This window comes from Pseudochrobactrum asaccharolyticum, assembly GCF_003314995.1.
Lineage (GTDB): Bacteria > Pseudomonadota > Alphaproteobacteria > Rhizobiales > Rhizobiaceae > Pseudochrobactrum > Pseudochrobactrum asaccharolyticum.
Genome location: NZ_QNRH01000006.1, coordinates 87565 through 103061, shown reverse-complemented (window position 1 = coordinate 103061; position 15497 = coordinate 87565). Strand labels below are relative to the sequence as shown.

Here is a 15497-nt window from a genome sequence, read left to right as displayed (position 1 = left end):
CAAAGCGGAGGAAAAATCAGCCTTCGATTTCCTCACGCAGCATTTCCAGTTCAAGCCATTCTTCTTCATGGGCTTCAACTTCATTGCGCTTCTTTTCAATCTCGGCAGCAATCTTGGCAAACTGATCAGGATCTTTGGTATAAAGCGCCGGATCAGCCATTTTCACCTCAAGTGCCGCAATTTCAGCACTCAGCTTTTCCATTTTTGCCGGCAATGTTTCCAGCGCAAATTTCTGTTTGTAAGACAGCTTGCGTTTTTCTTCGCGCTTAGGTGCCGGCGCGGCTTCCGCCTCATCACTGCGTGCAGGCGCAGCAGATTTCACCTGACGGCGCGCCAGTGCTGTTTCTTTGCGCTGTGCCATCATATCCGCATAACCACCAGCATATTGCAGCCAGCGTCCGTCACCTTCCGGTGCGATCACCGATGAGACTGTCCGGTCGAGAAAATCACGGTCATGGCTGACCAGAATAACTGTGCCTGCAAATCCGGCCACGAGTTCCTGCAACAGATCAAGCGTTTCCATATCCAGATCATTGGTCGGCTCATCGAGGATCAGCAGATTGGCAGGACGTGACAGAACCCGCGCCAGCATCAGACGTGCACGCTCACCGCCCGATAATTCGCGGATCGGCGTACGTGCCTGTTCCGGCTGAAACAGGAAGTCCTTCATATAGGAAACGACATGGCGCTGCTCGCCATTGACCACCAGAGATTCACCGCGCCCGTCTGTCAGGTAATGCGACAGGGTTTCATCCGGATTGAGCTCACGTTTCTGATCAAGTTCGGCAAAGTCCAGATTAACACCAAGACGGATTGTGCCGGAATCCGGCTCAATTTTACCGGTCAGCATCGACAGCAAGGTGGTTTTACCGGCGCCATTAGGCCCGACAAGACCGATACGATCACCGCGATTAACGCGGATGGAAAAATCTTTCACCAGCACGCGCTCATCATAGGCCTTGCTGATTTTATCCGCTTCAATCACAAGCTTGCCGGATTCTTTCACATCGCTGGCCTGCAGCGTTGCAACGCCCTGCGCATGGCGATGGGTGCGAAACTCGTTGCGCATGGAGTGCAGTTCACCAAGACGGCGCATATTACGCTTGCGCCGCGCGGTCACGCCATAGCGCAGCCAATGTTCTTCGCGCACAATCTGGCGTCCGAGCTTCTGGTGATCACGCTCTTCTTCTTCCAGAACTTTATCGCGCCATTCTTCAAAATGCGCGAAACCCTGCTCGATACGGCGCGTGACACCGCGATCCAGCCAGATAGTCGAACGACTGACATTTTCCAGAAAACGACGGTCATGGGAAATCAGCACAATCGCCGAGCGGATCTGACGCAATTCCTGCTCCAGCCACTCAATGGTTGCCAGATCGAGATGGTTGGTCGGCTCATCCAGCAGCAGCACATCCGGCTGCGGGGCAATCACCCGCGCCAGTGCTGCACGGCGCGCTTCACCGCCGGAAAGCTGCTGCGGTGTTTCATCACCGGTCAGGCCAAGATTTTCCAGAAGATAGGCCACACGATACGGGTCGTCTGTCGGCCCGAGACCTGCCTCAACATAATCACGCACATTGGCAAAACCATCCATATCAGGAGCCTGTGCCAGATAGCGGATCGTTGCCGAAGGATGCCGGAAAATCTCACCGCCGGTCGGTTCAACCATACCGGCTGCGATTTTCAAAAGGGTAGATTTGCCCGAACCGTTACGCCCGACCAGCGCAATGCGCTCTCCTTCGCTGATCGACAGCCCCGCATCTTCAAGCAGCGGCGTACCGCCAAAAGTCAGGCTGATCTGGTCAAGTCGGAGGAGAGGAGGAGCCATGAATATATACGCTTTTAAAAAAGAGGTAGAAGATCGTTACTGCTCATTACTGCATATTGGCGCAAACAGGAACCCTCGCGGCAAATTTCCTCTTTGCGCCAATATGCAGTCATATACAGACATAAAAAAAACAGGCCGCAAAACGGCCTGTTTTCTTTAAATCTGACTTGTAGCAATTAGTTACAAGGCGCTTCGTAAACGCGGCCGTAATTGTCGCGGTAGCGGCAATACTGAACGCCGTTACGGGTCTGTGCTGCACCGAGCAGAGTACCGGCAACTGCACCGATGGCTGCACCGGTCAGAGCGCCACGGCCGTTACCGCCGATTGCGCCACCAGCGAGAGCGCCGATTGCTGCGCCGCCTACACCGTAACCCGCGGTGCGCTGTTCACCTGTTGTACAGGCAACAGTCGAGAACGCGAGCACTACAGTGACTGCGATCATAGAAAGACGTGATTTCATTTAAAGTTACTCCCGTTGAGGCTACTCACTTGCCATAATCTCCTGCATTTTATAGCAAAAAGAAGACAGCAACCATCAAAACAATTTACAGGTTTTTATGTTTAGTCACATTAGATCAAAGCACTGACAGGTGATGCCACCAGAATTGCAGTCCCAGTCTCCAAAGTCACCGTTAATGTTTCTTTTACTCTATTTGAGAGCGTTAAAGAAGAGCCAAATGGCACGGTAACAGCATCAAGCGGCCATTCTGCCCCGAAAATTGATAATCCGGTTAATGTTTCAAAGCCTAAAATACTAAACAGCGTATCTTCCGGCAGGTCAAACTCCGTTTTTCCATAGAGCAACGGTGTTGCTTCCTCATGACCGCTGGACAGAAAAATCTTACGTCCCTTATGCGCCTGCGCCACCGCCATGCTCAGATGCAGAAATGTATGGTCTGTCCGTTCACCGCCAAATGCGCCTGCCAAAATCACTTCAGTCGCACCGCGCTCATAGGCTTCATGCAGCGCTAATTCACCATCGGTCATATTCTTCGCAACCGGAAAGACCTGTCGCTCCACATGGGCATATTGATCAGCCAATGCAGCATCCGTGGAATCAAAATCGCCGAGCCATAATTCCGGCACGACACCAAGACCGGCCGCATGGCGCATACCGCTGTCGGCCGCCAGAACACGCGCACCGGCAATCTGCTGTTTCAAGCGTGGGGTGACGGTCAGATCGCCGCCAAGAAGAATGAGAAATTTTGACATGCTGCTGCATATCATGCTGCTTCTCAGACCGGAAGCCTACATTCTTCTTGCTCCGCGTCGCTGTTTTATCCTATTGTCTGCCTGCTCTAACGGGGTGCCTTCTGCTTGCAAAAGGCTGAGAGGCCGGTCTCCGGCTAACCCGCTGAACCTGATCCGGTTTGTACCGGCGGAGGGATTAGATGCTGTCCGGCTTCCGGCGCTCAATCCTTGGAAACACCAACACCAGAGGAGAGCCCGCGCGGCTGTTATCTCATGCTTATCCGAAATCTTATTCTCACCGGTACTTTTCTCTCTGCTCTGACTTTGGGTAGTGCAGCACAGGCGAAAGACCTGACAATCTATACCTATGACAGTTTTACTGCTGAATGGGGTCCGGGTCCTAAAGTCAAAGAAAACTTTGAAAAAATCTGTGGCTGCACTCTGAATTTTGTCGCCGTTGCTGATGGTGTGGCACTACTCAACCGCCTGAAGCTCGAAGGCAAATCCACCAAAGCTGATATTGTGCTGGGTCTCGATACCAACCTGATCAGCGATGCCAAAGCCTCCGGCCTGTTTGCTCCGCACGGGTTGAAAGATGCAAAGAGCAATGTTCCGGACAATTTTCAGGATGAGGTGTTCCTGCCTTATGATTACAGCTATTTTGCAGTGATCTATGACAGCGAGAAACTGAAAACACCGCCAAAATCCATGGCAGAGCTGATTGACGGTGACGCCTCACAGAAAATCATTCTGATGGATCCGCGCACGTCGACACCGGGTCTCGGCATGATGCTCTGGGTGAAAGACATCTATGGCGACAAGGCTCCCGAGCAATGGCAGAAGCTCAGCAAACGCGTACTCACAGTCACGCCGGGCTGGTCAGAAGGCTATGGCCTGTTCACCAAAGGCGAAGCGCCGATGGTGCTGTCGTACACAACATCGGCCGCCTATCACATGATTTCGGACAAGACCGAGCGCTACAAAGCCGTGACTTTTACAGAAGGCAACTATCTGCAGATTGAACTGGCTGGTCAGACTGTGACGGGCGCACAAAATCCGCTTAGCGCTCAGTTCCTGCAATTCATGACAACACCCGGTTTTCAGGATGTGATTCCGGAAACCAACTGGATGTATCCGGCCTATAACACCTCGGAACCGCTCAAAGCCGCCTTTGATGCTCTGCCAAAACCGGATAAGAGCCTGCTGATTGCCCCTGAAACAGTTGCGCAAAACCGCAAATCATGGGTGGATGAGTGGCTGAATGCCATGAGCCGCTAAGGTCTGCTCTGAAAAGAACGACGCGGTTTTCAAATAAATACGCATAAAAGCAAAACAGCTCTGCCGGAATCTTTCCGGCAGAGTGTATACGGAAAATAATGCAGATATCCCGTTTTAAAACTACCTCAGGCTTTGTAGCACTAATGCTTCTGCTGGTTCTGACCGGCGGCGCTTTGCTGTCACTTGGCATTCAGGGACTGCAATCAGACAGCGATGCGCTGGCCGCTTTCGACAGCTATTTATGGAACATTACCCGTTTCACTTTGCTGCAGGCTTTGCTCTCGGTGTTGCTGTCCGTGTTATTTGCCTTGCCTGTTGCCCGCGCACTCCAAGCCAATGCCAGTTTTCGCGGACGGTCATTGCTGCTGCGCTTTTTCGCAATTCCGTTGACACTCCCCTCACTGGTGGCCGTCTTTGGCATCACCAGCATTTACGGACGCAATGGCTTCATTGCTCAGGGCAGCACAGCCTTGGGAATGCCGCTGATACCGGATATCTACGGCCTGACAGGTATCTTGCTGGCACATGTGTTTTTCAACATGCCGCTGGCTGTTCGCCTGCTGCTTGCCAGCCTTGAATCCATTCCGCAAGACTACTGGAAGCTCTCGGCACAATTGGGCATGGGCAGCTTCGCCCGTTTCCGGCTGATTGAATGGCCGGTGATCGCCCGCAATTTAAGCGGTATTGCCGGGCTGATTTTCATGCTCTGCGCCAGTTCCTTCACCATTGTGCTGACATTGGGCGGTGGTCCGCGTGCAACCACACTGGAAGTCGCCATTTATCAGGCACTGCATTTTGATTTTGATCTGGCCCGAGCCGTCGCCCTCACCTTGACACAACTCCTGCTCACTATCGGTGTTTTATGTCTGCTACGCCTGACCGGCAAACCGACAGAAGAAGGCCTGTCGCTGACAACAGTCAGCCGCAATTATATCCGTCACAGTAAAGCAGCGAGAGCACTATCAGGTGTCATTATTGCCTGTGCCGCGCTTTTTCTCGCACTGCCAGTGCTCGGCATGGTCCTGTCCGGTCTGGGTTCTGATCTCTGGCGTCTGATCAATGAAACCGTCGTGCAGCAAGCCATTATTACCTCGCTGCTGTTAGCTTTTGGTGCTGCTGCCGTTTGCGTTGTGCTGTCGCTCACGCTGGTGGCCGCTCGCGAATATAATGCTACGCAAAATCTCAAAGCCCCGCGCCGACTGCGCAGCTTTTTCACTGCTGCACTTGATAGTGGTTCCAGCCTCGTCCTGATCATCCCGCCGATTGTCATCGGTGCCGGCTGGTTCATCCTGTTACGTCAGTTCACTGATGTGTTCACACTAGCACCATTTATGGTCATTGCCGTCAATGGCGTGATGGCGATGCCGTTTGCGGTGCGTCTGCTGCGTCCTGCATGGGACAGCGCAGCCGCCCGTAATAACCGGCTCTGCACCGCTCTCGGCATCAGCGGATTAAACCGGTTGCGCCTGATTGACTGGCCGGTGATCCGGCGGCCGCTCGTTTTAAGCTTTATCTTCGCCATGGCGCTGTCTATGGGCGACCTCGGTACGATCGCGCTGTTCGGCAGCGATGCGGTACAGACCCTGCCATATCTGTTGCTGCAACGCATGGGCAGCTATCGCACCAGTGACGCTGCAGGTCTGGCACTGATCCTTGCTGCCATTTGTTTTACCCTGATGCTGATCACTGATAAAACCGGCAAGCAAAACAAATCAACCGCCTCTGCCGGACGGAACATCGCATGACACGACACAATGCTGCACTCACGCTGGACAATGTCCGCTTTTCCTTCGGTCAGACCGAAATGCTGTTCAACTTGCAATTAGCGGCAGGTGAAACCGGTGTTATTGTGGGCCCGAGCGGTTCGGGCAAATCAACCATGCTCAATCTGATTGCCGGTTTTGAAACGCCGAAATCCGGTCATATCCTGATCGGTGGCGAAGCGATTGATACTGCGCCACCGTCAGACCGTCCTGTGACCATGGTGTTTCAAGAGAATAATCTGTTTGCCCATCTCGATGTTTTCTCCAATATCGGGCTGGGTCGCTCTCCCGCTTTAAAACTCACCGAACAAGACAAGGCAGCGATCCGCACGGCTATTGACCGTGTTGAACTGACCGGCAAAGAGCATCGCAAGCCGGAGGAACTATCCGGCGGAGAAAGACAGCGTGTTGCGATTGCACGCGCATTGGTGCGCGATAAGCCTGTCCTGCTGCTCGATGAGGCCTTTGCCTCGTTAGGCCCCGCCCTGCGCCAGCAAATGCTCGATCTGATTGCCGCGCTGCAAAGAGAGACCGGCATTACCATTTTGATGGTAACCCACACGCCGGAAGATGCGTTGCGTTTCAGCTCAACCGTGTTTTTCCTCAAGGACGGCGAAATAAAAGAACAGGGCGATGCCAATATTATGCTCTCTGCCTCTGGTCCTCAGGCTATCCGTGACTATATGGGCACCACAGAGCATAAATCGTCGTAACAGCCCCGTGACAGTCTGGTCATTCAGCCGAAAGACGTGATATTGCCATAGTTTAAAGGCAGAGCGGCTTTATCTCCTGCAATAATGCAATGTCTGACAATTTGTGAAATGGTGCTCATCGCATTTCACTTTTCTTGAAACAGCCATTGCCTATATTACATCAGATAAACGCTTTTACGTTATTGACAGAACTGAGGACACGACACTGGATATGTTTTTAAGGGCGACACGGTTTTCCGCAGCGGAAAAGCCCTCCATTTCTCCAGTTATCAAACGAACAGCAGCGATCGCTCTGGTCGCGCTTTTGTCTGCCTGCCGTTCTGTGGATTTCAGTGATCCTGATATTATCGGCCCGTCTTCCAATCCGGTCACTGTTGCCAATGTCAGCAAGAATGACAAGCTGGCACAGCTCGGCGCACAGCAACATCCGCGCATTCTCGCCACCTATGGCGGTGAATATAAAGATGCCAAGCTTGAGCGTATGGTGGCGAAGATCGTCGGCAATCTGACAACGGTTTCTGATAATCCGGATCAGACCTATCGTATTACAATTCTCAACAGCCCGAACATCAACGCTTTTGCCCTGCCCGGCGGCTATCTCTATGTCACCCGCGGTCTGCTGGCGCTTGCCAATGATTCTTCGGAAGTTGCGGCTGTGATTGCCCATGAAATGGGTCACGTCACCGCCAATCACGGCATTCTGCGTCAAGCAAAAGAAGCCGAATCCATTATTGCCAAACGCGTTGCCTCTGAGGTTCTGCAGGATGAAGCTGCCGGCCGCGAAGCTGCGATCCGCAGCAAGCTGCGCCTTGCCCAGTTCTCGCGCAATCAGGAACTGCAGGCGGATGCAATCGGCATTAAAATGATTGGCGCTGCGGGCTATGATCCGTTTGCGTCAGCGCGCTTCCTGCAGTCGATGGAAGCCTATACCGGTTTCCGTTCCGTATCGGGCGCAACCGATGCCAGCCTCGATTTTCTGGCAAGCCATCCGGCAACGCCGCAGCGTGTTGATCTGGCTGTCGGCCATGCACGCCGTATCGGCGCACCGGGTGTTGGCACCACAGACCGTCCGCCCTTCCTCAATGGTATTGACGGACTGCTCTATGGCGACACACCTCAGGAAGGCTTTGTCCGCGAACGTACCTTTATTCATCCGAAACTCGGCGTGACTTTCAGCGTACCGCAGGGCTTCTCAATCGATAACTCCGCAAATGCTGTTATGGCAAGCGGCCCCGGCGAACTCGCCATCCGTTTCGACGGTGCAGCACTCCCGCAGGGCAGCGATCTGGCCAGCTATCTGCGCAGCGGCTGGGTGACAGGTCTGGATGATCAGTCGGTTCAGACAACCACCATTAATGGACTACCTGCAGCAACAGCACGTGCCAATGCTGATAAATGGCAGTTTGAGATTGTGGTTATTGCCTCAGGCCAGAAAGTCTATCGCTTCCTCATAGCTGCGCCAAAGAACAGCAATGCATTGAGTGCAACCACCCGCTCGACGACAGAGAGTTTCCGCGTGTTGACGCCGGCTGAACAGGCTGCCGCCAAGCCGCTCCGTATCCGCGTTATTACTGTCAAAGCCGGTGACACACTTGGCTCGTTAGCCAACCGGATGCAGGGCACTGACCGCAAGCTGGAACTCTTCCGCCTGTTGAACGCGCTGCCAAGCGGCGGCACAGTATCCGCGGGCGACCGCGTTAAAATCATCAGCGAATAACAAAAGCCCCTCTGAAAAGAGGGGCTTTTCTTTTAAGATATCTGTACCAATCAGGCGTGATAGGCAGCAACACCATTTTGTGAAAGCAAGGCTGCGCGTAGCTTTTCCAAAGCACGGCTTTCAATCTGGCGCACACGCTCCTTGGAAATTCCGAGTTTGTCCCCGAGCATTTCCAGTGTCACAGCATCATCATTAAGGCGGCGTTCGCGAATAATATGTAATTCCCGCTCATTCAACACGGACAGAGCCTGTTTAAGCCAGCTGACGCGTCGCTCACCGTCAATCATATTGCCCACAACTTCATCCTGCAACGGATGATCATCCACCAGAAAGTCGATTTTTTCAGCACTGCCGCTATCATCAGGAGACACAGTCATGCTCAGAGAACTGTCGGGACCAGACAATCTGGAATCCATCATCTCCACGTCTTTCTCAGAAACGCCGAGCTGCTCGGAAATCCGGCTGTATAATTCTTTCTTGGAAATGGTCTCATTGCTTTGCGCCAGTTTGGCACGCAGACGCCGCAGATTGAAGAACAAAGCCTTTTGCGTGGAACTGGTACCGCCGCGAACAATCGACCAATTACGCAGAATATAGTCCTGTATTGCCGCTCTGATCCACCAGATCGCATAGGTTGAAAAGCGGACTTCCCGTTCCGGTTCGAAGCGGAAGGCTGCCTCCATCAATCCGACAGTGCCTTCCTGAATGAGATCAGCGATCGGCAGATCAAACTTGCGGAAACGCGCAGCCGTTGAAATCACCAGCCGCATATGCGCCGAAGTAATTGCATCCAGTGCAACCTGATCGCCCTGCTCTTTCCAGCGCAACACAAGTGCCTGTTCCTGCTCCCGTTCAAGATAGGGCGCAGACATGGCACTGCGAATAAGATTTCCGGAAGATACAAAAGCGGCAGTACGTGTTGTGACTTCGGATGAGGCAGAGGACGCTACAGGCTTCATATTACTCTCCAAAACGAAAACACAACGTAACCTGTACGAAAGATCACGTTATCCGTTAGGAGCAAAACGCATGGAGTGAAGTCTGGTTCCTTCAGTTTTCAATAAAATTACGTTTTTATTGAACAGAGAGCTTGAAAATAATAGCAACTGCACCACGAAACCTTGCAGTGCTTGCTCTGTGGTGTCTTTGAGCGCTCACGGAGAAAAGCTCGGCTATAAAAACAAGAACGCCGTACTGCATAAGCAGAACGGCGTTCTTGAAAAGACTGATGAGAATCAGTGAAACCTTAAATTATGCGGCTTCTGCTTCATCATCCTCTGCTTCAGCTTCATCAGCTTTGGTACCGCGCTTCGGACCTTTTGCCAGATTAGCTTCAATCAGACGAACTGATTCTGTATCAGACAGCTTGTTAACGGCTGCAACTTCACGCGCCATGCGATCAAGAGCTGCTTCATAAAGCTGACGTTCAGAATAGGATTGCTCCGGCTGGTTATCAGCGCGGAAAAGGTCACGTACAACTTCGGCAATAAAAATCAGGTCACCGGAATTGATTTTTGCATCATATTCCTGCGCCCGGCGCGACCACATAGTGCGCTTGATACGGGCACGACCCTGCAAAACTTTCAATGCACGTTCTACAAAATCACCTTCAGACAATTTGCGCATACCAATGGTAGCTGCTTTCGCCACCGGTACTTTCAGGCGCATTTTGTCTTTATCGAAATCAATAACAAAAAGTTCAAGCTTCATGCCTGCCACTTCCTGCTCTTCGATTGCAACGATCTGCCCCACACCATGTGACGGATACACAATAGACTCACCCGCTTTGAAACCCTGACGGACTGTGGTCTTTTTCTGCTGGGATGACATACGCTTCAATACTCCCTGTAGTGTCCGGCGCTGAAGCGCCGGTTTACACGCGGTGATACAATCAGTCCTGCTAACCGTCCCGTGAGAAAACGGAACAAGCATGACAGCTGATTAAAACAAGTGCCGAAACAGAATGTAAAAGGGATGCTGAGGTAAAACTTAAGCATAAAAAATCACAGGTTAAACGGCAGGAGCAAAATTTAGAAACAAAGTTGCTCCGGCACTATTTCAGCCTGTAATTAATATCAGCCTTTCAGTGAATACCTGTAGCCGCCACGAAATGACGCCTGCTCATCGACATTATCGTGGACAGTAACACAAAAAACAGGAAGAATCAACAAAATGACGGCACAAACCGCGCACGCAGGTGAATTGTGCTAACAATTCGTTAACAGGCAGGACGCGTTTAGCGTTATTCAGAGGATTTGGCGCAGCGATTAATCGCCTTCGCCAGGCTCTGCCGAGAAGAACTGTTCAAGCTTGTTAGCGACACCATCCATCTCGGTAGCTTCAGCCATCTGATCTTTCTTGACAGTCAGGTTCGGCCATTTCGCAGAATATTCAGAATTCAGCTCAATCCACTTATCCAGACCCGGCTCTGTATCAGGACGAATAGCTTCCGCAGGACATTCTGGTTCACACACGCCGCAATCAATGCACTCATCAGGGTTGATGACGAGCATGTTCTCGCCCTCATAGAAACAATCGACAGGACAGACCTCCACGCAATCCGTATATTTGCAGCGAATGCAGTTATCGGTCACGACATAAGTCATTGTCGAACTCCTAGAGTTTTGAACTACCACACAGAACTATGCGGCTCATATTACAATCGGGGCGGCTTGTGCTTCAGAGCAACCGGCGGATGATGTCCGCACCGTCATCAGATCAGCAAGCTGGTATGATTTTCGCAGTCAGTGCACAGAGCAGAAGACGGCGGAAAATCTGTTTGTCAGGTAACGACTTTAGCCACAGCTTGCAAGAGGGTTTTGCCCCTGCCGCGACGCTCCGCCGCAAAAAAGAACCACATTCTGCGACACTGTATTTTCTGAAAAACGGCATCTCCGCCTGTCTTTAATACAGCATAATCCTTCCGCCCGAACATTGCTCATTCCGGTCATTTGCGAAGATCACACAAAAAATTGATCGGTCAAAATCACAAATTTCAAAGCTGAACTATAATTCAGCTTTGAAAACGACTCACATGAAGCGCTTTACAAGCACGCGAAACTTCAAATTCCGTCAAAACCGGAACCGCCCTGTTTCAGCCGTTCCGTTATACGTCTGTCGCGCTTTGTCGGACGGCCGGAACCCGCATCCCGCTTTTCAGCGACAGCCATTGCCTGCTTTTCTGCCGGTTCAGGCGGCGGCGTCAGATCTTCATAGAGCAATTGCGCTTCAGGAAATGAACCGCGACGTTCACCCAGATCTTTGACTTTATAAATCAGAATGCGACGATCCAGCGTTATCGTCACCACATCACCAATTTTAAGGCCGTATGATGCCTGATCAATTTTATCGCGGTTAATACGAACACGCCCGCCCGCAGCCAATTTTGCCGCGAGCGAGCGTGATTTAACGACACGAGTGAAAAACAACCATTTATCAATGCGCTGTTTTTGAACACCCGTATTCATAGACTTACTTCTTCAGCTGCTCTTTCAGAGCAAGCAGCTTGGCGAATGGTGAATCCGGATCGATCTGCACTGGGCGTTCATTACGCTCAACACGTTTCTGATCTTGGCCATGATCGCGCTTGGCGTGACGAGGCTTGCCCTGATGCTCATTGCGACCGGACTTCTGCTCACCATTACGGAAATCAACACGCGCAGCTTTTTCAAAACGCTTGCTGCGCCCATCACGGGACTGCTCACGGGACTGATTGTCACCGGCATTGTCTTTAGCATCACCGGCCGGTGCACCATCTTTGGCTGGCGCACGACGATTACCCTGCGGACGCGGGCGGTTACGGTTCTGTTCACGCGGACGATTGTCATGACGACCCGGACGCCACAGCAGAACCATTTTTACAGGCTCTTCAGCAGCAGCGGCATCGGATGTTTCTGCCACGGCTTCAGCAGTGGCTTCCGGAGCAGCAGCTTCAGCAACAGGTGCTTCTTCTGTTGCAGGCTGTTCATCAACCTCAGCAGCAGCTTCGCCCGCAGGCTCTGCAACAGCTTCACCTGCCTGCTTGGCAGCATCAGCTTCAGCAAAGGCATCCAGCTCCGCAAGCTTGGCAGCAACGGCCGGTGCTTCCAGTGCTTCATGACGATAGCCAAGGCTCTTCAGCACTTCTTCCATGTCTTCCGGTGTCGCACCGAGAATCGACATCATGGATGGCGTCACCATAAAGCGTGCGCCGTCATAGGCACCTTCAGCGCGCAGACCTGCACCCGGACGCCAGGCCAGAGCCGGACGGATCAGATCGGCCAAACGTTCCAGAATATCAAAACGTACTGCACGGCGGCCAAGCACACGATAACCGGCAAGTGTATAGAATACCGGATCAAAATCCGCCTCAACCACAACCGATGTACGACCGGCGGCCAGAACATGAACCACATCGCCATAACCGGCGCGTTCACGGCCATCATTGCTCAAAGCCCACAACAGGGTCATCAGACCAGCCGGAGCCGGCTTCAGCAATGCAGGAATGAAAACGTGGTAAGCGCCGAAACGCACACCGAAGCGGCGCAGTGCTGCACGGGAATCCTGATCAAGACCACGGATTTCTTCAGCAATGTCACGACGCTGGATAACACCGAAGCTCTCAACCAGACGGAAAGCCAGACCACGGGTCATGCCGGTCAGGGCATCAGCCTCAGTCAGATCGTGCAATGGCTTGAGAACAGTCTCAATATGATGCGCGACAAAGCGGTCAATACGGCTCTGTACTTTCTCACGGGATGCGCCTGTCAGCTGTTCATCAGCCAAAAGCACGCTACGTGGACGCATCACGCTGTCACCGGCAACCAGAGTTGCAACCGGCGCACCGACCCAACGCAGAATACCATCTGAACCAAGGGCAAAATCGCCGTTGGCCGCAGCAGAGAAACGCTCTGCACGACGGTCATATTCAGCGGCCAGCGCTTTTTGTGCTGCCCCCTTTACCGCTTTCGCGTCTGGCCCTTCGGCCTTGACATCGGCGGTAAATCGGAACCCTTCCAACTGCCCGACATTGTGGTCTTCGACTAGGACATCCCCTGTCGGGCTAATTTCTGCTTCTAGCATGGCATTCTCTCTCAGGCGCTTCATAAGCACGCTTGTCCGGCGGTCTACAAAGCGTTTCGTCAACCGTTCATGCAACGCATCGGACAATCTGTCCTCAATTTCGCGCGTCTTTTCTTGCCAATGTGTCGGATCTGCCAACCAGCCCGGCCGATGCGACACATATGTCCATGTGCGAATTTGTGCAATACGATGAGATAGAGTGTCGATCTCACCGTCAGTCCTGTCGGACCGGCGCACCTGCTCGCTCATATAGTCTTCATCCACAAAACCTTTGCGGATGATATCCTTATAGATTGCAGCAATAATATCGGCATGTTGTGCCGGTGCAATCCTTCTGTAATCGGGAAGCGCACAGGCATCCCACAAAATTTCCACACGCTTGGATGTATCCGCAAGCTGCATGATCGTTTCATCACGCGCCAGATTTTCAAGCGCCTGCATGTCAACCGCAGGCAGTGCCCGTGTCAACCCTTCCAATGGGGCAGAACGGTCGAGAGACTGCTTCAAAGCGCGCACAGATGAAAAATCAAACTGAGCTGTGCGCCATTGCAACACTTTCACCGCATCAAAACTATGCGATTCTATCCGTTCCACAAGTTCCTTATCAAACGGATCAACCTGACCGGTCACACCGAATGTTCCATCACGCAGATGCCGGCCTGCACGACCGGCGATCTGACCGAGTTCACCCGCATTCAGATTGCGGTATTGAAAACCGTCAAATTTACGCGCCTGCGCAAAAGCAACATGATCGACATCGAGGTTCAGCCCCATGCCGATCGCATCGGTAGCCACAAGAAAATCGACATCGCCCGACTGGTAAAGCTCAACCTGTGCATTGCGGGTACGCGGGCTCAACGCGCCCATGACCACAGCCGCCCCGCCCCTTTGGCGGCGGATCAGCTCGGCAATCGCATATACTTCATCCGCAGAGAAAGCGACAATCGCACTGCGCCGTGGCAGACGGGTAATTTTCTTAGAGCCTGCATAGGCCAGATTTGAAAGACGCGGACGGGTAATAATATTGATACCGCGCAGCATCTTCTCAAGAATAGGCCGCATCGTTGCCGCGCCGAGCAACAGGGTTTCGTGCTTCCCGCGCAAATGCAAAAGGCGATCTGTGAAAATATGCCCGCGCTCAAGATCGGCTGCCAGCTGCACTTCATCAATCGCGACAAAGGCGGCATTGGTCTGGCGCGGCAGTGCCTCAACAGTACAAACTGAATATTTTGCGCCTGCAGGAATGATTTTTTCTTCACCGGTCACCAGCGCCACTTTTTGCGGACCAACCTTGGCAACCAGTTTATTGTAAACTTCACGCGCCAGCAGGCGCAGCGGCAAACCGATAATTCCGCTCTCATGGGCGAGCATACGCTCCAGCGCCAGATGAGTCTTACCCGTATTGGTCGGCCCGAGTACGGCCGTCACATCGCGACCGCTGACAATAAGCGGTGCCCCTTGAGGATGCTGCAGAGACGCCGCCTGAGCCGGAGGCGTCAATGATTTCTTCTGGTCATTCATGCGGAATTGATATTCCCCGTCTCATGAAGGCGTCACACAGAATGCCCGTTTTGGTTATGCAGAATAAACAGCATAATCAGACTAATCGGGCAAACCCATTTTCTGCTGCCTTTTTATTTTTAGCAGCTTGCGCATAGCAGGTAGCATTATCTGTCCCTGACTAAAAGGGCAACAACACCAGCTTTATGACTTCTTTTATGGCAAATCTTCAGAAAACTCCAAGAAACGACGAAGACTTTGCATTTCCTGACAGTTTTACCGACCTCTTCTGCATTTTCCTGTTCAATAAGCCTCTGAATTACACCCCAAAAACGGCCTGTTTTAACAATCAGAACACCAAAGGAACAAAGCAGCTACGAATCAAAGGTTTTACAAAGTTCTTATTTTGTTCAAACCACATCATGTGCCTTGAAGAAAAATAGGC

12 protein-coding genes and 1 riboswitch are annotated in these 15497 nt (G+C 52.3%); of the genes, 4 read left to right on the top strand and 8 right to left on the bottom strand.

The genetic code is table 11. The features are described from left to right. Positions 1-16: 16 nt before the first annotated feature. From DFR47_RS15410 to DFR47_RS15400, 3 genes are all read right to left on the bottom strand, one after another. On the bottom strand, positions 17-1828 hold the full coding sequence (locus tag DFR47_RS15410) for an ABC-F family ATP-binding cassette domain-containing protein (RefSeq protein WP_113945300.1): 1812 nt from the start codon (positions 1826-1828) through the stop codon (positions 17-19). A 176-nt stretch (positions 1829-2004) separates the two neighbouring features. After that, entirely contained in the window at positions 2005-2289 is a 285-nt protein-coding gene (locus tag DFR47_RS15405; RefSeq protein ID WP_113945299.1) for a glycine zipper domain-containing protein, read from the bottom strand. Positions 2290-2399: 110 nt separating this feature from the next. Beyond that, complete coding sequence (locus DFR47_RS15400; protein ID WP_113945298.1) at positions 2400-3041, bottom strand: thiamine diphosphokinase; 642 nt, start codon at positions 3039-3041, stop codon at positions 2400-2402. Between the two features lie 80 nt (positions 3042-3121). After that, positions 3122-3233: riboswitch (TPP riboswitch) on the top strand. 60 nt (positions 3234-3293) lie between these two features. Between DFR47_RS15400 and thiB the strand changes: the two genes are divergently transcribed. The 4 genes from thiB (at position 3294) to DFR47_RS15380 (ending at position 8491) form a co-directional block, all read left to right on the top strand. After that, positions 3294-4298, top strand: a complete 1005-nt coding sequence (thiB, locus tag DFR47_RS15395) for a thiamine ABC transporter substrate binding subunit (RefSeq protein WP_113945417.1) — start codon at positions 3294-3296, stop codon at positions 4296-4298. A gap of 98 nt (positions 4299-4396) precedes the next feature. Next, the gene (gene thiP / locus DFR47_RS15390) at positions 4397-6043 is read left to right on the top strand and encodes a thiamine/thiamine pyrophosphate ABC transporter permease (protein ID WP_113945297.1); all 1647 of its coding nucleotides are present in this window, start codon (positions 4397-4399) and stop codon (positions 6041-6043) included. Beyond that, a complete protein-coding gene (locus DFR47_RS15385) occupies positions 6040-6774 on the top strand; it encodes a thiamine ABC transporter ATP-binding protein (RefSeq protein WP_113945296.1) in 735 nt (244 codons plus the stop codon). The genes thiP and DFR47_RS15385 overlap by 4 nt, the downstream gene beginning before the upstream one ends. A 211-nt stretch (positions 6775-6985) precedes the next feature. Then, on the top strand, positions 6986-8491 hold the full coding sequence (locus DFR47_RS15380) for a M48 family metalloprotease (RefSeq protein ID WP_113945416.1): 1506 nt from the start codon (positions 6986-6988) through the stop codon (positions 8489-8491). Positions 8492-8541: 50 nt separating this feature from the next. On the opposite strand, the gene DFR47_RS15375 is transcribed toward DFR47_RS15380, so the two are convergent. From DFR47_RS15375 to DFR47_RS15355, 5 genes are all read right to left on the bottom strand, one after another. Next, entirely contained in the window at positions 8542-9450 is a 909-nt protein-coding gene (locus tag DFR47_RS15375) for an RNA polymerase factor sigma-32 (protein ID WP_113945295.1), read from the bottom strand. A 292-nt stretch (positions 9451-9742) separates the two neighbouring features. After that, on the bottom strand, positions 9743-10321 hold the full coding sequence (locus DFR47_RS15370; RefSeq protein WP_113945294.1) for a CarD family transcriptional regulator: 579 nt from the start codon (positions 10319-10321) through the stop codon (positions 9743-9745). 437 nt (positions 10322-10758) lie between these two features. Continuing rightward, positions 10759-11097: a ferredoxin FdxA gene (fdxA, locus tag DFR47_RS15365; RefSeq protein ID WP_113945293.1), complete on the bottom strand. Its 339-nt coding sequence runs from the start codon at positions 11095-11097 to the stop codon at positions 10759-10761. Positions 11098-11553: 456 nt separating this feature from the next. Continuing rightward, positions 11554-11958: an RNA-binding S4 domain-containing protein gene (locus tag DFR47_RS15360; protein ID WP_113945292.1), complete on the bottom strand. Its 405-nt coding sequence runs from the start codon at positions 11956-11958 to the stop codon at positions 11554-11556. A gap of 4 nt (positions 11959-11962) precedes the next feature. Then, the gene (locus DFR47_RS15355) at positions 11963-15052 is read right to left on the bottom strand and encodes a helicase-related protein (RefSeq protein ID WP_374788406.1); all 3090 of its coding nucleotides are present in this window, start codon (positions 15050-15052) and stop codon (positions 11963-11965) included. Positions 15053-15497 lie beyond the last annotated feature (445 nt).